The following is a 21419-nucleotide window of genomic DNA, read 5'->3' as shown; positions in this document are numbered from 1 at the left end:
GGAACCCGTGGAAAACCGCCTTGTCACGGGGTTTTGCCGCTAAATGACTGTACTGCCCGCCCTCAGCCTCTGATCCACGCCAGGAGCGTCCGCAATCCCGTACCGGTTTTTCCATCCGCAAGCCTTACTCCAGCCACACTCATAAGATGGGTTTGGCGCGCGAAACATAAAAGACACGGGCGACAGGCTTTGACCTGACCCGGATATTTCACGTGTTTGCACTGCGGTGCTACGATAGAAAGACGCCGGGAAACCTCCCCGGGACCAAAGGAAACTAGATGCGACGCGAAACCAGCAACCTAATCCGCTTTGTGCTCGAGGATATCGTCCCGCCGATCCTTCGCGACAGCGCCGCTTTTCACTGGCTTGCGCGCCGTGTCTGGGGGGAACACATTACCCGGCTGGCAGCGTTCCGCGAACGCGCGCCTTTTCTGACGGACGAAGAATACGAAACGCTCTACCGGGAACACCCGCGCGTGCATGATGGTACTGACAATTCCGACGCCTGCATTGACCGGATCGCCAGCGACATTGTTGGCAACAGCATCTGCGACGTCGGCTGCGGCACCGGGGCTCTGCTGCAACGCATCCGCGCCCTGCGCCTGGACATCACGGCCATGACCGGTGTCGATTTCGTTATCGATGACGCTGAAGCCATCGAAAACATCAGATATGTTGCCGCCCGGATCGAAGACCTGCCTTTTGAGGATAACAGTTTCGACACGGTCATCTGCACCCATGTGATCGAACATCTGCTGGATTACCGCCGTGCCATCGCTGAATTGCGCCGGGTCGCGCGCAAGCGGGTTATCATCGTGGTCCCGCGCGAACGGGAATATCGCTACAGCTTCAACCCGCATTTCAATTTCTTTCCCTACACCCACAGCTTTCTGCGCGCCGTGCATCCCAGCCCCAGCCTTCACACCTGCGAGGATATCGGGCGTGACATCTATTACTGCGAGGATCGACCGGCCGAGGAATCCACCGGAAAGCCCCTCAAGGATCAGGCTGCATGAGCGCAACCGCACCCACAGCACTGGTCTGGACCGGGCTGCTTCTGACACCTGTCATGATTTCGGTCGGACAGGTATTGTTCAAACTCGCTGGCGGGCGGATCGAGGGTCGCACCGCGACCGGTGCGATGGGGCTGTTGCATACCCTGCTCGACCCTTTCTTGCTCGTCGCGCTGGCGATTTACGGCACTGCAACGATACTCTGGATTTACGTCCTCAGGCATGTGCCGCTGTCGCAGGCCTATCCGTTCATGGCCCTCAGCTTTGTCTTGGTCCCCCTCGCCTCGTGGCTGTTCTTCGGTGAAACGCTGGGGCTGCGCTATTGGATCGGGGCGGGCCTTTTGCTCGGCGGTATGGCGGTAATGAACACCTGACCGGCTCAACCTGCCGCACAGTGGGGCAAAACAAGATGTTGAACCTGCCTTGCCCCCCTTCTATCCTGCGCCATTGACGAACCCCAAGCAGGATGCACCGAATGACCGAGCAAGTTCCCCACCCGATGTCCCCACAGGATTGCCTTGTGGCGATCATGGTTGCGATTTCGGCCTCCGACGAAAACATCCGAACTGCCGAGCTGGTCAAGATCGAGGTCGCCGTGAACATGTTGCCGGTCTTCGCCGGGTACGACATCGACCGGATGCGCCACGTGTCGCAGATCGTGTTTGACCTGTTCGAACAGGAAGACGGGCTGGATGCGCTGTTTGGCCTGATCCGGGACAACCTGCCCGAACGCTTGAACGAAACGGCCTATGCTCTGGCCTGTGACGTCGCTGCCGCTGACGGAACGCTGGCCGAATCCGAACTGCGCCTGCTGGAAGAAATCCGGTACGAGCTGAACATCGACCGCCTGCACGCGGCCGCGATCGAGCGCGGGGCCAGGGCGCGCCATACCGTCTGACGCCCGCTTCAGGCGGGTTTCAGGTTTCAGCTTCCATAAAGTGACCCCCAGCGCTCCAGCAAAGCGCGCTGCAATTTTCGCGATCTGCTGTTCCAGCTGCGTGCACCGTCCGGGCGCTCACGCTGCGCGCGTGGGATCGTTGCGCGATGGTCCACGTCGGCGGTGAATATCGCAAAGGCCAGATCGACCCCGTCCGCAGTCGTCAGGAAACCGCCCAACCCGGATACAAAGTTCAATGTCCCTGTCTTGGCATCAACCTTGATCGGGTGGTTCTTGACGGGCCGCCCGTTCCGGTCGGTCAGTGCAAAAGGTTTCATCAAGGGCCGCAACATCCCCGACTTCTGTGTTGCGACAAGGGCCGCAACCAAATCCTCCGGTACCATGCGCGAGGCATCGCTCAGACCCGAATGATCGACCATGGCGATTCCTGTCACGCCGAAACGACTGGCGGCCCACCGGTTCATCTCGGCTGCCGAATCCGCCAGGGTGTGCGGGTCAACACCGCGCGCCCTGGTCGCGGCCAGCCCGACCATCTCGGCCGTCAGGTTGGTCGAGTATTTCAGCATCCCGCGCAGGACACGATCCAAACTGTCGCTGCGATGCACCACAAGATCGACACCCTGCACGCTCTGGCGTGTCACCTGAACGCGCTTCAAAACGATCCCGTTCGACCGCGCCAAGGTGCGAAATACATCGCCCGCGTACAAAGCGGGCTTGCGCACCGGCAACCAGCGGGCCCCGCCATTGCCCAGCGCGCCCTTGGCCACGGTCCAGCGATCCTGCCGCGCGCTTGCCTGATAGGTATAGATCGGCAGGCTACGATCCTCGACCCGCATGGCCGAGACATCCACCGCAGGCACATAACGCTCGCTGCGGGCATCCATGGTTATGTCATAGCCACTCCCTGCGCGTTTCCATTCGAAATGGACGCGATTGAAGTTCAGGGAAATGCCGCTGACGGCCGGGCTATAGCCCACATGATCCGGCTGCTCGGGATCGATGCTGAACACATAAGGCAACGCCCCGTCGTAAACCCTGAACGCGCCGCGCACTTCGATAATCCCGGCCTCGCGCAAATTGGCCGCCATCGTAGCCAGCGCATCCGTATCCAGCAGCGGGTCGCCGCCCCCAACCAGAATCAAATCGCCGTGCAAAACGCCCTTCTCGATCCGGCCATCCGCCACCAGACGGGTCTCGAACCGGTGTTCCGGCCCCAGAACGTCCAGCGCATAAAGCGCGGTCATTGCCTTTCCGACGCTGGCCGGGGGCAGACTTGCGCCCTCGCCAAACACTTCCAGCTGCGCCCCGGTCGCCACATCCGCAACCGCAAACACAACCTCGCCCTTCAGGCCTGCTGCGGCCACCAATCGCTCGGCACCGCTTAATATGACCCCGCGCGCCTGCGGCCTAAGCGATACAAGCGGCGCCTGCGCAAGGCCCGCTGCCGGGATCAGGGACGCCCCTAATCCCCCCAGAAATAAACGACGTGAAAAACGACCAGCCATAGCCGAATTAAAATCCCACAGATCAAAAGCACACAACCACCGTGTTAGATTATGCGCCCGTTGGGGCTATTCCGGCAACACTTCTGCGCCCCATTCGCCGCGTGTCCGGAGTTCGGTCGAACTGACATCGATCATCGGCACGTTCACGAAACACCAGGCCGGAGCCTGCGCCTGCCCCAAAAGGTGCCGCGCCTGCCCGTCAATCCGGTACTTCGCATAAACCCGCGCCGCAGGTGACATCCGGGCCGAGATCCGCTCACCCGGCCGCGCCACCACGCCCACCGGCACAGTGTCCATGATCAGCCGCCAGTCTTTCCAGCGATGAAACTGCGCCAGATTGTCCGCGCCCATCAGCCAGACAAACCGCACCTGCGGGTAAAGCCGCCTGAGCGCTGTCAGAGTGTCCGCCGTTGCCCGCGTGCCGACCAGCGCCTCGATATCCGTCACGTCGACCTTCGGATGCTGCATCACCCGCCGCGCCGCCGCCATGCGCCGCGCGATCGGCGCAGGCCCCCGCTCTTTCAACGGATTGCCGGGTGACACCAGCCACCACGCCCGATCCAACCCAAAGGCCTTCATCGCCTCACGCGTCACATGCACATGGCCCTGATGCGGCGGATCGAATGACCCGCCGAACAACCCAACGACCTGCCCGGGCCGCGCGTAAGGGATGTCGTACCGCTCCATAACCTGCTGATGTTCAGAACCGGGCCGCGTTGTCAATCAATCGGTTGCACGGCGTCGCCCAGCGCAACCCGCCCCGGCCTGACAACTTCGGCGCACCATCCCCCATGCCCCCGCACGGCAGAATAGCCGCCCTTGCCCAGCGCCTCTTCCATCCGGCTGCATGGCGCACAGATCACGGTAAAGCGCAAAACCGCCTCACCCACCTGCACCTCACGCCCCTTGAGCGCGGCCAGATTGATCCCCGAAACCACCAGATTGCGCCGCAGGGTTTCGGGGGCAACCGGTCCTTGCCCCAGATAAGAGCCAATGGCCGCCAGATGCTCCCGCTGGATCAAAGAAACCGCCCGCTTACCCGCACGGCCCCGGTCACCGTCGAGCCCATCGGCTGAGACCACCGCCTCCCTCACCACCTCCACCCCAACCCGCCGCTCGGGCCGCAGGCCAATCCACTCCACCCGCCCCGGTTGCGCCCAGCCTGATATCAGTTCCGCCAGTTCCACCACTTCATGCCCCTCATACAGCCCGGCAAACCTAGCCCATGCATATACGGGACGAAATTCACAAAACCACCAGCTTGCCCCGCCCGCCCCGCTCGGATATCCAGCGTTTCAACCCAATTTCCCGACCCAGAGGACGCGACATGGCCGCCTATCAATATGTCTACCACATGCAGGGTGTCTCCAAGACCTATCCCGGTGGCAAGAAGTGCTTTGAAAACATCCACCTCAGCTTTCTGCCCGGCGTGAAAATCGGTGTTGTCGGCGTCAACGGCGCGGGTAAATCGACGCTGATGAAGATCATGGCCGGGCTCGACACCGACTTCACCGGTGAGGCCTGGGCCGCCCAAGGTGCCAAGGTCGGTTACCTGCCGCAGGAACCGCAGCTGGATGAATCCCTGTCGGTCCGTGAAAACGTCATGCTGGGCGTGGCTGCTAAAAAGGCCAAGGTCGACCGCTTCAACGAGATTGCCATGGAGATCGCCGAGAATTACTCGGACGAGCTGATGGAGGAAATGACAACCCTGCAGGACGCCATCGACGCGGAAAACCTCTGGGACCTCGACAGCCAGATCGACGTGTCGATGGAGGCACTGCGCTGCCCGCCGGACGACGCCAACATTGCCAACCTTTCGGGCGGTGAAAAACGCCGCGTGGCGCTCTGCAAGCTGCTGCTCGAAGCGCCCGACATGCTGCTGCTCGACGAACCGACCAACCACCTCGACGCCGAGACCATCGCCTGGTTGCAACAGCACCTGATCGACTACAAGGGCACCATCCTGATCGTCACCCACGACCGTTATTTCCTCGATGACATCACCGGCTGGATCCTCGAACTCGACCGGGGTCGCGGCATTCCGTACGAGGGCAACTACTCCGCATGGCTGGAACAAAAGGCCAAACGGCTGGAGCAGGAAGCCCGCGAGGACAAGTCCAAGCAGAAGACCCTGCAACGCGAACTGGAATGGATGCGTCAGGGCCAAAAGGCCCGTCAGGCCAAGTCCAAGGCCCGGATCAACGCCTATAACGAGCTGGCCGAACAGTCCGAACGCGAAAAGCTGACCCGCGCCCAGATCGTCATCCCCAACGGCCAGCGCCTTGGCGGCAAGGTGATCGAGGTCGAGGGCCTGTCGAAGCACATGGGCGACAAGCAACTGATCGAAGGGCTGGACTTCGCCCTGCCCCCCGGCGGCATCGTCGGCGTCATCGGCCCCAACGGTGCCGGTAAATCGACGCTGTTCAAGATGCTCACCGGTCAGGAACAGCCCGACAGCGGCACCATCACGCTGGGCGACACGGTCGAGCTGTCTTATGTCGACCAGTCCCGCGACGACCTGAAAGACAACGACACCGTGTGGGAGGCGATCACCGGCGGTGCCGAGATCATTCAGCTGGGTGACGCGCAGGTCAATTCCCGCGCCTATTGCTCGTCCTTCAACTTCAAGGGCGGCGACCAGCAGAAAAAGGTCTCGCTGCTATCCGGCGGTGAGCGCAACCGCGTCCACATGGCCCGCCTGCTGAAAGAGGGCGGCAACGTCCTGCTGCTGGACGAACCCACCAACGACCTCGACGTCGAAACCCTGCGTGCGCTGGAGGACGCGCTGGTCGATTTCGCTGGCTGCGCCGTCGTCATCTCACACGACCGCTTCTTCCTCGACCGGATTTGCACGCATATTCTGGCCTTCGAGGGCGATGCCCATGTGGAATGGTTCGAGGGTAACTTCGAGGATTACGAAGAGGATAAGAAGCGGAGGCTCGGGCCTGATGCGTTGGAGCCCAAGCGGTTGAAGCATAAGAAGTTTGCGCGGTAAAGAGTACATACCTAGGGTTTTAGTCGTTGCATTTAAATCAGGAAATTGTCGGTGAAAAAGAAAGACCTTTATGACTTTGTATACTTTGGGTCCTGTGTCCAATACTTAAGGCGGGCAAAAAACTTGGACGTCTGCTGGTATCGCGGCGATGGGTTCATCAAGTACAACCTGTCCGTTTTTTTTGAGTTTTTGACCGAAAACAACATGCGCGTCACTAAGAATGCTTGTGGTGAACTGATTGAACTAGAAGAAAAGTTCGACGAGAAATATCCGGACGATACTGATGAAAAAATGAGCGCAGAAGACATTAAAGAGTTGTCGGATTGCTTTAATAAATTGGATATCGTCATCAATGCTGAGGCTCAAGAAATCTGTGCCTTTTTTACAAACGAGAAGAGGTACAACATAGACTTTCTTTTTGAGAGAATTGACAAGATTTTTGGCGAGAGTACATTTAACTCTCTTCCACAAAACGCAAAAATTGATTTTGAAGAAGCGGGACGCTGTATTGTTCTTGAGCGACCTACAGCAGCAGCATATCATTTAATGAGGGGAACTGAGTGTTGCCTAAAGCAACTGTATTTTTCGGTCATTAAGCAGAAAAGAATGAAGAAACCAATGTGGGGTCCAATGGTGCAGGCGCTTGAAGGGCGCAAAGCGCTTGATGCTGCCTTGAGCGGAACGCTGGACAACTTCAGAAACGGATTTAGGAACCCAGTAGCGCACCCTGACAAATTTTATACCATTGATGAAGCTCAAGATCTCCTTGGCACTACTACCCAACTTGTTTCACTTATTGTCAACCATGAGAAGTACTCACCCCCAAAACAAACAAGCATAGGATAAGCGCTCGCACCCCTCACGCCAACTGGTAGGCCGGGCTTCAGCCCGGCACCCCTCGAAACACCCACACCTTTACCAACATCCGCCGATGAATGGCCTCAAAACCCTTCAATCGCTCTGAGGGGAATGGTGGATGCCGGGCTGAAGCCCGGCCTACGGTTTGTCTTGTTCACGCGTATGGTGAACCGCGCTTTGATCGCACCCCACCGCGTGGAATAATCCGCATCGCCCGGCGGCAAGGTCCACACCGCGTGCAGATGATCGGGCAACACCACAAACGCATCACACCAGCACGGACGCTCCCGCCGCGCTTCGGCAAAAGCCGCGCGCAGCTGCGTCACCTCGCGGATCAACAGGTCTCACGACCGGTCGGCCAGCGAAACCGTGAAGAAATATCTGGCACCGGGAATGCGGACGCGGCGATAATCACTCATGCGCGCAAGGTGGCGCAGGTATGACTACCAAGTGGTTAACACGCGCCTTTGCAGGCAACTGCCGCAGGTCGCATGCTCCACCGACCCCCGGTGTCCCATATCACAGCATTCAAGGATGGTTGCAGACGCGGCGCTTACCCGAACCGGTTGCCACGCAGCCGTCCGACACCGAACAGCCCCGTCAGCGCACCAAGCAGCAGCAGCCAACTGGCCGGAAGCGGCACGGCCGAGACGTTCACGTCCACCGGCGTTTCTTCGGACCCGGGCTCATTGCACCACAGCTCGCAGAACTCAGGCCCGGATTCCTCCACGACCTCTGTCCGTTCAGTCAGTATCTCGGGCAAATGCTTGGGTCCACCAAGCTCGACAAGACGACGACGTCTTTCATTACGGCGCGGGTTCTCTTTCGCGAAGACCGGAGCCTTCAGCTCGTGTTCAAATTCGAACATGTTGTAGAGTTTGAGCCCGCCTTCACGCGCGGTCGGCATAAAACCCTCTGTCCCATATGGAACAGTCAGGGCCTGCGCGGCTCCTGCCCAGCACAACAAGGTTATCGTATAAACAGCTTTCATATCCGCCCCCACAGCTGCCACGCAGTATAGCACCAGATCGCAAGTTTTTCAAACATAGCGATTTATGAATAAAAACCGTCAGTTGTGAGGGGAACCCACGCTGAACCGGTCAGAATGACACTGGTCCTGAACACGTGCCTGCGACGAAAAAGTGTCACCCTCCCGCGCAGGCGTGGCACGTGGCGACCGCTCGGCATGGCCGACCGGGAAAGTGTGGATCCGGGTTTTTCACTGCCGTCGCGCGCGTCAACAGACAGGGTGACCAGAGCACCCAGAATGCTGTCAAACATCGCCAAAATCAGCCTGAAACCCATCAGCGGATTCTTGTACAAATCAAGCTATCTGCCCTCTGGCACTAGTACAATCCGTACAAACCACTCTTGCCACAGGCTTACCTCAATGCCATATGCAGGGTGCTAACGTTTTTCTATTTCGACCTACTGTCTCCTTCTACGGCGCTCAGTCTATCGATACAGACATACGACGCCAGGCTGCCGCAACTCCGTGGGCAGCACCAAACAGGAGACACGGAAATGCCAGCAGGCACCGTAAAATGGTTCAACACCACTAAAGGCTACGGCTTTATTGCGCCCGAAGATGGCGGCAAGGACATCTTCGTCCACATCTCGTCCGTCGAACGCTCGGGCCTGACCGGTCTGGCCGACAACCAGAAAGTCACGTACGAACTGCGTTCGGGTCGTGACGGCCGCGAGAGCGCCGACAACATCCAGCTTGCATAAGCTCTTGAAAGGGTGAGGGAAATTCCTCACCCTTTTGTTCAACCGCTGCCGTTTCAGGTGGCCGATTGATCACATCACGGATGCGTGATGCTTGCCCCAGAATTGACCAAATAACATATCATGATGAAACTGGTTCTTGGGTTTCATTGGTCAATTGATGAGGGTTTCGATGTTTACACGCCGAGTTTTTCTGGCCGGAACAGCGGCCACGCTGCTGCCGGGCATCGCCAGCGCCAAGAAAGCGGTCGAGTATGATCCGACACCGCAATTCGTGCGCATCAAAAAGCAGTTCCTGCCCGGGCAGCTGCTGGTCGCCCCCCGTTCATTCTATCTTTACTATGTCACCGAACCACGCAAAGCGATCCGCTATGGCTGCGGTGTCGGCAAGGCAGGTCTGGAATTCACCGGCACCGCTACTATCGATGTGAAAAAGGAATGGCCGACCTGGCGCCCGACCCAAGAGATGATCCAGCGCGATCCGGTGGCCTATGCAAAATTCAAGGACAATGACTATGTCCAGCCGGGAGGTGGGGATAACCCCCTCGGCGCGCGTGCGATGTATTTGTTCCAGAACGGTGTCGATACCTATTTCCGAATCCATGGCACGACCCAGCCACAAACCATAGGCAGGGCGGTGTCAAACGGGTGTATTCGGATGCTGAATGAACATGTCATCGATCTGTATAACCGGGTCCCTATCGGAACGGTTGTCACGGTCGTCTGATCGCTATCGCGGGAATGGTTAACCTTCCCCGCCCGCCTGCGTCACAAGTTGCAACACAGAGGGGCCCAGCGCTTCGACGATCTTCGCCACCCCGGCCGCATTTGGATGAATGCCGTCCGATTGCATGAATTGCGATACGGCTGCGGGGTCACCCTCCGCTGCAAGCCCTTCAAAGAAACTGCTGAAAAACAGAACTTCAAACTCCTGCGCCAGTGCAGGGTAAATGCCATCGAACGCCTGCTTGTATTCAGCGCCGTAGTTGCCCGGCGCCTGCATTCCGATCAACAAGACAGGAACCTTTGTATCGCGTGCAACCTGAAGTATCTTGCGCAGATTGGCTTGCGAAACTGCAGGATCGATCCCGCGCAACACGTCATTCCCGCCTAAGGCAACGATCAGTCCGTCCACATCGGGTGTCAGGGTCCATTCTACCCGCGCAGCGCCACCCGCCGTTGTATCGCCCGAAACGCCTGCGTTGATAACGCGAACATCTTCGCCCTTCGCCTGCAACCAACGGTCAAGCTGGGGAACAAACCCGTTCTCCTCCACCAGCCCGTAGCCTTGCGTCAGCGAGTCCCCAAGGGCTGCGATCACCACCTGATCGGCTGTGGCCGCAAAACCGCAGAACACAAATGGACTTGCCATCAAAACCTTGCGCAATACGGTGATCACTCCATATCCCAAAAACCGCTCCTTTATCGGGAAGACCCATGACGCCTGCTGTTCTCGCTCTTCAGAATGCCGCTTTATCGCTGGATGGCAATGCCGGGCGGGTCGATATTTTGCATGACATCACGTTGACCGTGAACAGGGGGGAAACGCTGGGGCTGATCGGGCCATCGGGGTCGGGAAAATCGTCGCTGTTGATGCTGATGGGTGGGTTGGAACAGGCAACAAGTGGTCAAATCTTGGCCTTGGATCAGAATTTGACAAGCATGGACGAGGACGCCCTGGCGCGGTTTCGGCGCGACAACATGGGCGTCGTGTTTCAGAATTTCCACCTGATCCCAACGATGACCGCGTTGGAGAACGTGGCGACACCGCTGGAACTGGCGGGGCACAAAGATGCGTTCGACCGTGCCGAGACTGAACTGAATGCCGTGGGGTTATCCCATCGTCGCGATCATTACCCGGCGCAGTTGTCGGGCGGCGAGCAGCAACGAGTTGCCCTGGCGCGTGCATCGGCACCACGCCCCAAGATCTTGCTGGCGGACGAACCAACCGGGAATCTGGACGAGACAAACGGTGCCGCGATTGTTGATTTGCTGTTCGGGCTTCGGCGCAAATATGATGCGACGCTGGTTCTTGTAACGCACAGCCGTTCACTGGCTGAACGATGTGACCGGGTGATCAGGCTGCGCGACGGCAGGATTGCCGAAATGACCCGGCAGGAGGCCGCAGAATGAGCCTTCGGCTGGCCGCGCGGCTGGCCCGTCGAGAGTTGCGCGGGGGCCTGCGCGGCTTTCGCATCTTTCTGGCCTGTCTGGCCTTGGGCGTCGCAGCCATCGCAGCCGTCGGATCGGTGAGTCAGGCGATTCAGACCGGGCTGACCCGTGAAGGCGCATCCCTGCTGGGCGGCGATGCCGAGCTTGAGTTCACCTATCGTTTTGCTACTGAGGCCGAGCGCCTCTGGATGCAGCAGTCATCCGAACAGGTGTCAGAAATTGTCGATTTCCGCTCGATGGCGGTTGTGCCCCGCGACGCCGGGCCGGAACGTGCGCTGACCCAGGTCAAATCCGTCGATAAGGCTTACCCGCTCATCGGATCGGTCAAACTGGAGCCGGGCATCACGCTGGACGACGCCCTGAATGGCAGGTCCGGATTACCCGGTGCCATTATGGAACCCGTTCTGATAGACCGGCTTGGTTTGTCGGTCGGTGATCACTTCGCGCTTGGCACGCAAGAGTTCATTCTGATGGCCGCACTTCGGAATGAACCCGACAGCGCCGCAGCTGGTTTTGCCTTGGGGCCACGTACAATGGTGCGTACCGAAGCGTTGCAGGCATCTGGCCTGCTGGAGCCCGGAACGCTTTTTTCGACCAGGTACCGGCTGACCTTGCCCCAAGACGCGAACCTGTCGGAGGTGTCCGCAAGAGCCAGCGCGGCGCTTGAAGGCTCGGGGATGCGCTGGAGCGATGCGCGCAACGGCGCGCCGGGCATATCGGAATTCGTCAACCGCCTGAGTGCCTTTCTGGTCCTTGTCGGATTGTCGGGGCTTGCCGTCGGTGGCATCGGTGTGTCCGCCGCCGTGCGAGCCTATCTGAGTCAGAAAACGGAAACCATTGCGACATTGCGGACATTGGGGGCGGATCGCTCCACCATTTTTCAAACTTACATGATTCAGATCGGGGTGCTGTCCCTGACTGGCATTGTAATTGGGCTGGTACTGGGCGGGATGGCACCGCTTTTGCTGGCACCGCTGCTGGAATACCAGTTGCCCGTTCCAGCAGTGTTTTCTCTGTATCCGCAACCGCTGATAGAGGCTGCGCTTTATGGCCTGCTGACAGCATTTCTTTTCACGCTCTGGCCGCTGGCCAGAACCGAAGATGTGCGCGCCGCAACCCTGTTTCGCGATGCGCTGAGTGCGGCTCGTCCCATCCCACGCGCAATTTACGTCGTGGCAAGCGGGATTGGATTGGCGTCCCTGATCGCGATTGCGTCCTGGTTCAGCGGCTCAACGCGCCTAACCCTGTGGACTAGCGGCGGACTTGCGGGCGCACTGATCCTGCTGGCGCTCGCAGCCCATGCCATTCGCAAACTGGCACGGGCTGGGACACCTTTGGCGCGGGGCCGCCCTGCCCTGCGATGGGCTTTGTCCGCCATCTCTGATCCGCGTGAGGGTGCGGGGTCAGTGGTTTTGTCACTTGGTCTGGGTTTGTCAGTGCTGGCGGCGGTTGGGCAGATTGACGGCACGCTGCGCAACGCGATCTCCGGCAATCTGCCGGATGTCGCGCCCTCATACTTCTTTGTCGATATTCAAAAAGACCAGATGCCCGGTTTTACCGAACGGCTGCAAACCGATCCTGCTGTCAGCCGCATTGAAAGCGCACCAATGCTGCGGGGCATCATCACCCAGATAAACGGTCGCCCTGCGCGCGAGGTGGCCGGAGATCATTGGGTTCTGGAGGGAGATCGCGGCGTCACCTATTCAGCCCGCCCCCCGGCAAATGCACGGGTGACAGCGGGGGAGTGGTGGGCAGAGGATTATTCTGGCGCACCACAGATCAGCTTTGCAGCCGAAGAAGCCGAAGAGATGGGTCTGAAACTGGGCGATCAGGTAACTGTCAACATCCTGGGGCGGGATATCACCGCAGAGCTGACCTCAACCCGAGAGGTGGATTTTTCCACAGCGGGTATGGGTTTTGTCATGTCGATGAACCCGTCGGCACTGGCGGGTGCGCCACACAGCTTTATTGCGACGGTATATGCAGAAGAACAGGCCGAGGCCGCCATTCTGCGAGATCTTGCAGGCCAGTTCCCGAACATCACGGCCATCCGTGTGCGCGACGCAATTGACCGTGTTTCGGGCCTTTTGGCAGGGATCGCCGCCGCAACCTCGTATGGCGCGGGCGTGTCTTTGTTGACAGGATTCCTGGTGCTGATCGGGGCGGCAGCCGCCGGCGAACCCGCCCGCAGATACGAGGCGGCAATCCTCAAGACGCTGGGGGCTGACCGTGGCCGCATCCTGCGCAGTTTTGGACTACGCTCGGTCCTGCTGGGCGCCGCAGCGGGCTGCGTCGCCTTGCTGGTTGGCATCCTGGGCGGATGGGCTGTGGCCACCTACATCTTCGACACAGGTTTTACCGTGATCTGGTCTTCGGCCTTTGGCATCGTTCTGGCCGGTGTCGGCGTCACGCTCTGCGCAGGTTTCGCATTCGCGCTGCGCCCTCTCTCTGCCCGGCCAGCCCGCATTTTGCGGGCCAGCGACTAAGGTCAGCGTACGCAGGCCACGGGCTGCAACAGCTTCAGCAACGGGTCGTTGTCACAAACCAGCGCATCCAACGACACTTCGTCCAGAGATGCATAGAAAACTTCCGCCGCATCCTGCAATGCCAGCCGCAGCCTACAGGCATCGGTCAAAGGACAGGTGTTGTCCGCATCCGCAAAACACTCGGCGATGGGCAAGGCCCCTTCGACGTGCCTGAACACCGCGCCGATCCGGATTTGGCTTGCCGGACGCGCCAACGACATACCGCCGTTGCGGCCGCGCTGAGTGCTCAGGTAATTCAACTGGCTTAACTGGTTGATCACCTGAGCCAGATGGTTTTCCGAGATGTTGCAGACTTCGGCGATCTCGGCTTTGGTGACCAGCCGGTCCGGGTGTGCGGCGCAATACATCAACAGGCGCACAGCGATATTCGTCCGTTTGGTAATCCGCATGAAGGCCTCCCTGAATAAAAGATGAAGCCTTATTGCATGTCGCGGAAAAAAGCGGTTTGACATACATCAATCGACCCAAAGGACACCTCTCGCATGGCCGACCCCTATTTCTTTGGTTATGGAAGCCTTGTGAACCTCGCCACACATGATTTTCCCGACCCCCGCCCAGCAAAACTGAAGGGGTGGAAACGCGCATGGCGACACACTGATCTGCGCCCGGTCGCGTTCCTGACAGCTGTCCCGGACCCCGAGTCTGAGATCGAAGGCATGATCGCACATGTCCCCAAGAACGACTGGGCTGCGCTGGATGAACGGGAATGGGCCTATGACCGAATTCCGGCAACCCGGTCGGTTTCACATCCGCTGAAACATGAAGTTGAAATAGCTGTCTACGCCGTCCCGCAGGATCGGCACAACGAGCCCAGCAACCGCCATCCCTTGCTGCTCAGCTATATCGACGTTGTTGTTCAGGGTTATTTGCGGGCGTTCGGAGAAGACGGGGCAGACCGGTTCTTTGCAACAACCAGCGGCTGGGATGCCCCGATCCTGAATGACCGGGCCGAGCCACGTTACCCGCGACATCAACAACTCAAACCTGTCGAGCGTGATTTTGTCGATGACCGCCTGACCGGTTTGTCGGTTCGGATTGAACAACCGGTTTGACGACAAAGGGCCACTCCGAAGGCGTGGCCCTTAAATGTCGCGTACTACCGCGTTAGACGCGCGCGCGGATCACCTGCAGCAACGGCAGCAACGCCGCCATTTCCGGGCCACGTTCTGCACCTGTCAACGCCTTGCGCAGCGGCATGAACAGGCCTTTTCCCTTGCGGCCTGTTGCCTCTTTCACGGCATTGGTCCAGGCTCCCCAGGTTTCACCATCGAACGGGCCTTCGGGCAGCAGCGACATGGCCTGAGCGATGAATTCGCGATCTTCATCGGCAACCAACGGTTCGGCGCCGTCACGGCACAGGTCCCACCACCCTTTGAGGTCGGCCAAAGTGGTGATGTTTTCGCGCGCCATGGCCCAGAACGGTTCGGCCAGTTCGGCAGGCACCCCGGCATCCGCGACAGCATCGGCCACATTCGCCAGCGGCAGCGATTGCAGGTATTTGGCGGTCAGCGGGAACAGGTCCTGCACGTCGAACTTGGTCGGCGCGGCACCAAACCGGCTCACGTCAAAGCCGTCGATCAACTCGGCCATATCCGAGCGCAGCTCGACCGGATCGGACGAACCCAGTCGCGCCATCAGGCTCAGCAGTGCCATCGGCTGCACGCCCTGTTCACGCAGATCGCGCAGGGCCAGCGTACCCAGGCGTTTCGACAGAGCTTCGCCCTGCGGGCCGGTCAGCAGCGAGTGATGCGCAAAGCGCGGGCAATCCCCGCCCAGTGCCTTGATGATCTGAATCTGGGTCGCAGTGTTGGTCACGTGATCCGAGCCGCGCACGACATCAGTCACGCCCATTTCAGTGTCATCCACCACCGACGCAATCGTATAAAGAACCTGCCCATCACCACGGATCAGAACCGGATCAGAGACAGAGGCCGCATCGATCGAGATGTCGCCCAGAATTCCATCGGTCCACTCGATCCGTTCGTGATCCAGCTTGAAACGCCAGACACCGTTGCCACGTTCAGCGCGCAGCGCATCCTTCTCGGCATCCGACAGGTTCAGCGCGTCACGGTCATAAACCGGCGGCTTGCCCATGTTCAGCTGTTTCTTGCGCTTCAGGTCCAGCTCGGTGGGCGTCTCAAACGCTTCATAGAACCGCCCCATCGCGCGCAACTTGTCAGCCGCTTCGGCGTAGCGATCCAAACGCTCGGATTGACGCTCGACGCGATCCCAGTGCAAACCCAGCCACTCAAGATCCTGTTTGATGGCATCGACATATTCCTCTTTCGAGCGCTCGGGGTCGGTGTCATCGATGCGCAGGATGAACGTACCGCCCGCCTTGCGGGCGATCAGATAGTTCATCAGGGCGGTGCGCAGGTTGCCCACATGGATGTAACCGGTGGGCGACGGGGCGAAACGGGTGGTTGTCATGGGTGTCTCCTGTTGGCGCGGCTCTTGTCACATGGGCGCGTTTTTGTCCAGCCGCCGCTTGATCCATCAGGTGATTCAACGCGGTTCCACGGGCCATATCCTGTCAAGGTCGTCTAACCCGGCGCGAATGAGTTCCGACAGAACCTGCATGTCGATATCCACCAGCTTGTTCACGTACAGGCAGGACTTGCCCAACTTGTGCTTACCCAACCGGGCCAGAATGCCGCCAAAATCCGCGTAACCCAGCATGATATAAATCACCAGCGCCGACTTGCGCGGGGAAAATCCGGTTGCCAGAAAATCGCCCTCTCGGCCCGAGGCGTAGCGATAGTGATAACGGCCATACCCTATCATCGACGGGCCCCACATGACCGGATCAAATCCGGTGGTAGCCCGAAACAGGTCGTCCAGAGCGCGCGTCTCTTCGGCCCGACGTTCTGATTGGACCGAATTAAGGAAGTCTTCTACACTTTGATCCGTTGGAACGGTTTTGTTCTGCGATCGCGACATGAACAAAAATTAACACGTATTGTTCATCCATGCACCCTGCGTGGATGTCGTAACATCTGGTCAGAATCTCACACCGTTCTAGTTTTTCCAAAGGTGTTCTGACAGGGAGAACGATAATGACGATCAAACTTACTCGCCGCGCCGCCTTGGGAACTGCTGCCGCCTTACCCTTTGCCACGGCAGCAGCGCCGGTTTTGGCCGCAGGCTCTGACGCCAAGGCCAACTCGACCATCGCCAAGTCATTCCATGTCGGCGACTTTACCGTCACGACCTTGCTGGATGGCAGCCTGCCCCGCGATGGCGCCCAGGATATCTTTGGCGGCGGAGCGTCAGATGAAGACTTCGCAAAGGTTTCGGCCGAGAACTTTATTCCCGCCGACACCGCCCAATTCTTCTTTACCCCCTCACTGGTCAACACCGGATCGGAACTGGTATTGTTCGACACCGGTCTTGGGCAGGGCGGCATTCAGGCCGCTTTGGCCGATGCAGGTGTCAGCCCGGATCAGATCGACGTTGTCGTACTGACCCACATGCATCCCGACCATATTGGCGGCATGACAACGGATGGCGCACCGACCTTTGCCAACGCACGCTATGTGACTTCGGCAACGGAATACGATTTCTGGTCCGCGCAGGAGGCCGGAAACAATGTCGGTGATCTTGTGGCCGCAAAAGTCACACCGATGGCCGAGAAGATGAGCTTTGTCGGTGATGGAGAGCAAGTGGCGTCAGGCATAACTGCGGTTGCGGCCCACGGCCATACCCCGGGTCATACGGTTTATCATCTGGAGAGCAACGGACAGCGCCTTCTGCTGACAGCGGACTTGGCCAACCATTACGTGTGGTCCTTTGCCCATCCGGAATGGGAGGTTCGGTTTGACATGGACAAGGCCGCCGCAACCGCCGCGCGCCGAAACGTTCTTGGCATGCTGGCAGCCGACAAGGTGCCGATGGTCGGCTATCACATGCCCTTCCCTGCCGCGGGCTTTGTCGAGACACGGGGCGAGGGCTTCCGCTTTGTTCCAGTCAGCTATCAGATGATGGGCTAAGCCCCTAGTAACCTGGATCCGGTCGCACTTTTGAGCCGTCAGTGAACCGAGACAGACGGAACGCGGTCGGATCCACACAAGGGGTTGAATCAGTGACAAGGTCCGCTGTCAGGCGGCCGGCGCCGGGCCCGATGCCAAAGCCGTGGCCGGAAAAGCCCGTGGCGATATACATACCCGGCATGTCATCCACGCCCGAGATTACGGGAATGGCGTCGGGGGTGACATCAATCATACCCGCCCAACTTTGGACGATTTCACTATCCAGCAAGGCAGGAAATCCTTTTCGTGCACTGGCCCAGGCTTGTCGCAAAAACTTCTGCGAAGGTTCAGGATCCAAAACCCGGCAGAGCTCGAACGGGGTTATGTCGGTCGGCAACCATCTTCTGTTTTGACGGGCCTCGATAGCCCACTGATTTGACCAGCGAAAGCGCAGGGATTTCCATTCCTGCGCAAAGGCAAAGCGAAACTGCAACCCCAGCCGGAAACTGTCCGGTACGATATCGACCGTGTTCTGATGTCCGGACGCGATGGTGTGCCCCCCATCAGCGCGCTTTCGGATCGCAACATCATCCGACCATAGCGCAGTTTCGGGCCCATCTTTCACCGGAGAGGTCCGCAGAACCGTATTCAGAACCTTAAGCTGCGGCAGGTTGATACCTGCATTACCCGCAAACAAACGCGACCACGCGCCCCCCGCCAGAACCACGCGCCCGCAGGCGACCTTGCCGCGCTCGGTGAATACACCCGCGATACGCCCATCCTGAATATCCATACTTCGCACGGCGCAGCCTGTCATGATTACAGCACCCAGACGCCGTGCGGCTTCGGCTATGGCCGGGGCAGCCCATTGCGGCTCGGCGCGCCCGTCCTGCGGCATGTACAGGGCAGATGTCAGGCCGGTTTCATGCCCGTGCAACAACTCTGCCAACTCGCGTCCCGACACCATTTTTGCCCCGGTCTGTAATCCTTCTACATGGCGCATCCAACGCTTCAGATTGACTTCGCCCCGCTTGCCGGACGCGCCAAAAAGAATGCCGGATTGCCTATATCCGGTATTGCCATCCAGGCGGGCATCAAGGGTCGGCCATATCCGCAACGCCTCTTGCATCAGGGGAATTTCGCGGGGGTCTCGCATACCCAAACGCACCCACCCCCAATTGCGCGAGCTTTGTTCAGCCGCAATCTGTCCCTTTTCGCACAAAAGGACGGAAGCGCCGCGCTCTGCCAGTTCCAGCGCTGTTGAAACGCCGATTATGCCGCCGCCAACAACGACGACATCAACAGATTTGGGAAGGGCAAGATCGGATTCTACGGGGTTCGGTTTTGGTGCCGTCATAAATACGCATTACTCTGTCGCCTGAACCCGTATGGGGACCAAGGTCTAGAAGTTTGGCAACACAAATTGTCTCAATGTTGGCACTATTTATGACGCCTGTGGCCCAGACGCCAACGGCATCGAAAATCCTCAGCACATCACGCTGCGCCGGACAGTTCCGCCCATTTCTGACGCAGCTTCGCGGTCAACCCGGTGTCTTTTTGCACGGTCTGGGCGGTTACGTCCTTCTGCGGCAACAAGCTTGGAAACTCAGCCCGAAGCGACGCCGCTGCCTGTTCGTCGGACAGCCGCTGTTCATTCAGGACACCGGCAATCGCCGCTTCCAGCTTTTCCTCATCCAACTCCTGCGGCGGAGATTCCATCGTCCGCCGTTTCAAAAGAGCATGATGCGATCTCTGATATTCACTATACATGTCAAAACCAAACCATTTACTCAGACATCCAACCCCGGATGCGCCACACATTATCAAAATCAGCTTGCGACTTTGAGAATTGCGCCGCATCCGCCCCACATGGGGCAATTTTCAAGCCAAAATGTGGCAGAAACTTGGCGCAACAGCAAGTCAGAGGCCGGTTTTAGCGCCCCTGGCGGATCAAAGAAGAAAAATATGAAAACAATAGGCGCGCTAAGCCTCTCACAGTTTCCAATTCAGCGCGCGAATTGCGGCAATCAAGGGCGATCACGCCAGCGATTCACAATCGGATACCGCCGGTCCAGCCAGAACGCGCGGTTGCTCAGGCGCGTACCGGGGGCGGACTGGAACCGTTTATACTCGCTGATATAGACCAGATGTTCGACCCTCTGAGCATCTGCTTCGTTGTACCCGGCGGCGACGCAATCCGCGATCGATCCGTCCTGATCAACCAGGATCTCAAGTATTCCGTCCAGCACCGGGTAATCCGGCAGGCTGTCGCTGTCTTTCTGATCTTCGCGCAGTTCCGCACTGGGCGGTTTGTCGATGACAGAGGGACGGATCACTTCGCCTGCAGGGCCCATCATCCAGTTGCGGTGATTGGCATTGCGCCAGCGACAGGTTTCGAACACACGGGTCTTGTAAAGATCCTTGATCGGATTATAGCCGCCGTTCATGTCGCCATAGATCGTGGCATAGCCCACGGCGACCTCGGATTTGTTGCCGGTGGTCAACAGCATTTCGCCAAACTTGTTCGAGATCGCCATCAACAGCAACCCGCGCAGGCGGGATTGAATGTTTTCTTCGGTCAACCCTTCATCCAGCCCTGCAAACAAGGGTGCCAAAGTGCTGGTAACGGCTGCACGGCTGTCCGAGATCGGCACGTAGTCATAATGCACGCCCAGCGTTTTGGCGACCGCCTCGGCATCGTCAAGCGAGGCCTGACTGGTGTATTCCGACGGGAGCATCACGCAGCGGACATTTTCGGCCCCGATGGCATCGACTGCAATGGTCGCGACCAGCGCGGAATCAACCCCGCCGGACAAACCCAGCAGCGCCTTTTTGAAACCGGTTTTCCCCATGTAGTCGCGAAGAGACTGCACCATCGCGCGGTAATCCTGCTCCCACTCATCCGGTTGGGGCACGATTTCACCTGATGCGATCCGCCAGCCGTCTTCGCCGCGCTCAAGGTCGACTTGAGAGAGTAGCTCGTCGAAAACAGGCATCCGGAACGCCAATTCCCCGCCCGGGTTTAGGCCAAAACTGGCACCGTCAAAGACCTGATCATCCTGCCCGCCAACCATATTCAGGTAAATCAGTGGCAGTCCCGTTTCGACCACGCGCGCGACCATATGGTTCAACCGCACATCGTATTTATCCCGGAAATAGGGCGACCCGTTGGGGACCAACAAAAACTCGGCCCCGGTTTCCTCCAGCGTTTCTGCCACGTCCGGGTGCCAGCTGTCTTCGCAGATCGGGCTGCCAATCCGGAAATTCCCTACCGAATACGGCCCACCCAGAGGTCCCGCATCGTAAAGGCGCACTTCGTCGAACACCGTCTCGTTCGGCAGGTGGTGCTTCAGAACCTTGCTGGTGATCCGGCCACCCTTCAGGATCAGGTAGGCGTTGTACAGCTTTCCATCATCGACCCAGGGACCACCTATGGCAATTGCAGGACCTTCGGCGCATTTTGCAGCCAGCGCTTCAACCGCAGACATGGCTGCGCGGTGGAATACCGGTTTGAGAACCAGATCCTGCGTGTTGTAGCCGGTGATGAACATCTCGGGGAAAGCCACCAGATCCGCGCCCGCTGCCTTGCCTTGTTCCCATGTCGCAAAGGCCTTTGCTGCGTTGCCTTCGATATCGCCAACGGTCGGGTTCAGTTGCGCCAGAGTGATGCGGAAACGGTCGGCCATGCTGCCCTCTTGCCTCGTAAGTCCTATTGCCATTTAGCAGATCACCGCGC

The 21419-nt window shown here is 58.9% G+C and carries 23 protein-coding genes; 11 read left to right on the top strand and 12 right to left on the bottom strand.

Annotation, left to right across the window (positions count from 1 at the left end):
- Window positions 1-278 precede the first annotated feature (278 nt).
- The 3 genes from AC2FLU_RS03460 to AC2FLU_RS03450 all read left to right on the top strand — a co-directional run bounded on the left by AC2FLU_RS03460 (window position 279) and on the right by AC2FLU_RS03450 (window position 1911).
- Window positions 279-1016, top strand: a complete 738-nt coding sequence (locus AC2FLU_RS03460) for a class I SAM-dependent methyltransferase (protein WP_480518561.1) — start codon at window positions 279-281, stop codon at window positions 1014-1016.
- Window positions 1013-1387, top strand: a complete 375-nt coding sequence (locus tag AC2FLU_RS03455) for an EamA family transporter (protein WP_480604824.1) — start codon at window positions 1013-1015, stop codon at window positions 1385-1387. Before AC2FLU_RS03460 ends, AC2FLU_RS03455 begins: the two co-directional genes overlap by 4 nt.
- Before the next feature lie 101 nt (window positions 1388-1488).
- Entirely contained in the window at window positions 1489-1911 is a 423-nt protein-coding gene (locus AC2FLU_RS03450) for a tellurite resistance TerB family protein (RefSeq protein ID WP_480518559.1), read from the top strand.
- 26 nt (window positions 1912-1937) lie between these two features.
- Here the strand turns inward: AC2FLU_RS03450 and dacB are convergent, their stop codons facing one another.
- The 3 genes from dacB to AC2FLU_RS03435 all read right to left on the bottom strand — a co-directional run bounded on the left by dacB (window position 1938) and on the right by AC2FLU_RS03435 (window position 4606).
- Window positions 1938-3416, bottom strand: a complete 1479-nt coding sequence (dacB, locus tag AC2FLU_RS03445; protein ID WP_496808283.1) for a D-alanyl-D-alanine carboxypeptidase/D-alanyl-D-alanine endopeptidase — start codon at window positions 3414-3416, stop codon at window positions 1938-1940.
- Window positions 3417-3482: 66 nt separating this feature from the next.
- Window positions 3483-4103 (bottom strand): nicotinate-nucleotide adenylyltransferase, encoded by a 621-nt coding sequence (locus AC2FLU_RS03440; RefSeq protein ID WP_480518555.1) that lies wholly within the window; start codon window positions 4101-4103, stop codon window positions 3483-3485.
- 32 nt (window positions 4104-4135) lie between these two features.
- Window positions 4136-4606, bottom strand: coding sequence for an MOSC domain-containing protein (locus AC2FLU_RS03435; protein ID WP_496808284.1), 471 nt, complete (start codon window positions 4604-4606; stop codon window positions 4136-4138).
- 137 nt (window positions 4607-4743) lie between these two features.
- On the opposite strand from AC2FLU_RS03435, the gene ettA reads away from it, so the two are divergent.
- On the top strand, window positions 4744-6411 hold the full coding sequence (ettA, locus tag AC2FLU_RS03430) for an energy-dependent translational throttle protein EttA (RefSeq protein ID WP_480518551.1): 1668 nt from the start codon (window positions 4744-4746) through the stop codon (window positions 6409-6411).
- A 51-nt stretch (window positions 6412-6462) separates the two neighbouring features.
- Window positions 6463-7257, top strand: coding sequence for a hypothetical protein (locus tag AC2FLU_RS03425; RefSeq protein ID WP_496808285.1), 795 nt, complete (start codon window positions 6463-6465; stop codon window positions 7255-7257).
- Window positions 7258-7352: 95 nt separating this feature from the next.
- On the opposite strand, the gene AC2FLU_RS03420 is transcribed toward AC2FLU_RS03425, so the two are convergent.
- A complete protein-coding gene (locus AC2FLU_RS03420) occupies window positions 7353-7607 on the bottom strand; it encodes a transposase (RefSeq protein WP_496811862.1) in 255 nt (84 codons plus the stop codon).
- A gap of 215 nt (window positions 7608-7822) precedes the next feature.
- The gene (locus AC2FLU_RS03415) at window positions 7823-8260 is read right to left on the bottom strand and encodes a hypothetical protein (RefSeq protein WP_480518543.1); all 438 of its coding nucleotides are present in this window, start codon (window positions 8258-8260) and stop codon (window positions 7823-7825) included.
- A 533-nt stretch (window positions 8261-8793) separates the two neighbouring features.
- On the opposite strand from AC2FLU_RS03415, the gene AC2FLU_RS03410 reads away from it, so the two are divergent.
- Both AC2FLU_RS03410 and AC2FLU_RS03405 read left to right on the top strand, forming a co-directional pair.
- Window positions 8794-9000: a cold-shock protein gene (locus tag AC2FLU_RS03410; RefSeq protein WP_209506380.1), complete on the top strand. Its 207-nt coding sequence runs from the start codon at window positions 8794-8796 to the stop codon at window positions 8998-9000.
- A gap of 169 nt (window positions 9001-9169) precedes the next feature.
- On the top strand, window positions 9170-9724 hold the full coding sequence (locus AC2FLU_RS03405; protein WP_209506382.1) for a L,D-transpeptidase: 555 nt from the start codon (window positions 9170-9172) through the stop codon (window positions 9722-9724).
- An 18-nt stretch (window positions 9725-9742) separates the two neighbouring features.
- On the opposite strand, the gene AC2FLU_RS03400 is transcribed toward AC2FLU_RS03405, so the two are convergent.
- Window positions 9743-10369, bottom strand: coding sequence for an arylesterase (locus tag AC2FLU_RS03400; protein ID WP_480604886.1), 627 nt, complete (start codon window positions 10367-10369; stop codon window positions 9743-9745).
- 65 nt (window positions 10370-10434) lie between these two features.
- Between AC2FLU_RS03400 and AC2FLU_RS03395 the strand changes: the two genes are divergently transcribed.
- Both AC2FLU_RS03395 and AC2FLU_RS03390 read left to right on the top strand, forming a co-directional pair.
- Entirely contained in the window at window positions 10435-11130 is a 696-nt protein-coding gene (locus AC2FLU_RS03395) for an ABC transporter ATP-binding protein (RefSeq protein WP_480554174.1), read from the top strand.
- Window positions 11127-13655 (top strand): ABC transporter permease, encoded by a 2529-nt coding sequence (locus AC2FLU_RS03390; protein ID WP_480604809.1) that lies wholly within the window; start codon window positions 11127-11129, stop codon window positions 13653-13655. The genes AC2FLU_RS03395 and AC2FLU_RS03390 overlap by 4 nt, the downstream gene beginning before the upstream one ends.
- 2 nt (window positions 13656-13657) lie before the next feature.
- Here AC2FLU_RS03390 and AC2FLU_RS03385 read toward each other — a convergent pair whose 3' ends face one another.
- Window positions 13658-14104, bottom strand: coding sequence for an RrF2 family transcriptional regulator (locus AC2FLU_RS03385; RefSeq protein ID WP_267366061.1), 447 nt, complete (start codon window positions 14102-14104; stop codon window positions 13658-13660).
- A gap of 93 nt (window positions 14105-14197) precedes the next feature.
- Between AC2FLU_RS03385 and AC2FLU_RS03380 the strand changes: the two genes are divergently transcribed.
- On the top strand, window positions 14198-14767 hold the full coding sequence (locus AC2FLU_RS03380) for a gamma-glutamylcyclotransferase family protein (protein WP_480495485.1): 570 nt from the start codon (window positions 14198-14200) through the stop codon (window positions 14765-14767).
- Window positions 14768-14819: 52 nt separating this feature from the next.
- Here AC2FLU_RS03380 and gltX read toward each other — a convergent pair whose 3' ends face one another.
- Both gltX and AC2FLU_RS03370 read right to left on the bottom strand, forming a co-directional pair.
- On the bottom strand, window positions 14820-16145 hold the full coding sequence (gene gltX, locus AC2FLU_RS03375; protein WP_496808287.1) for a glutamate--tRNA ligase: 1326 nt from the start codon (window positions 16143-16145) through the stop codon (window positions 14820-14822).
- Between the two features lie 75 nt (window positions 16146-16220).
- Window positions 16221-16655: a DUF1801 domain-containing protein gene (locus AC2FLU_RS03370; protein WP_496808288.1), complete on the bottom strand. Its 435-nt coding sequence runs from the start codon at window positions 16653-16655 to the stop codon at window positions 16221-16223.
- A gap of 116 nt (window positions 16656-16771) precedes the next feature.
- On the opposite strand from AC2FLU_RS03370, the gene AC2FLU_RS03365 reads away from it, so the two are divergent.
- Window positions 16772-17704 carry an MBL fold metallo-hydrolase gene (locus tag AC2FLU_RS03365; RefSeq protein WP_480554179.1) on the top strand — a complete coding sequence of 311 codons (933 nt, stop codon included), beginning with the start codon at window positions 16772-16774 and terminating at the stop codon, window positions 17702-17704.
- Window positions 17705-17708: 4 nt separating this feature from the next.
- On the opposite strand, the gene AC2FLU_RS03360 is transcribed toward AC2FLU_RS03365, so the two are convergent.
- The 3 genes from AC2FLU_RS03360 to AC2FLU_RS03350 all read right to left on the bottom strand — a co-directional run bounded on the left by AC2FLU_RS03360 (window position 17709) and on the right by AC2FLU_RS03350 (window position 21369).
- Complete coding sequence (locus tag AC2FLU_RS03360) at window positions 17709-19040, bottom strand: NAD(P)/FAD-dependent oxidoreductase (protein ID WP_496811861.1); 1332 nt, start codon at window positions 19038-19040, stop codon at window positions 17709-17711.
- Between the two features lie 137 nt (window positions 19041-19177).
- Complete coding sequence (locus AC2FLU_RS03355) at window positions 19178-19402, bottom strand: hypothetical protein (RefSeq protein ID WP_245220582.1); 225 nt, start codon at window positions 19400-19402, stop codon at window positions 19178-19180.
- Between the two features lie 308 nt (window positions 19403-19710).
- Complete coding sequence (locus tag AC2FLU_RS03350; protein ID WP_496808290.1) at window positions 19711-21369, bottom strand: NAD+ synthase; 1659 nt, start codon at window positions 21367-21369, stop codon at window positions 19711-19713.
- Window positions 21370-21419 lie beyond the last annotated feature (50 nt).

This window comes from Ruegeria sp. SAZD013 (assembly GCF_059612525.1).
The sequence above is the reverse complement of the archived record's forward strand: the minus strand, read 5'-3'. Positions and strand labels throughout refer to the sequence as shown.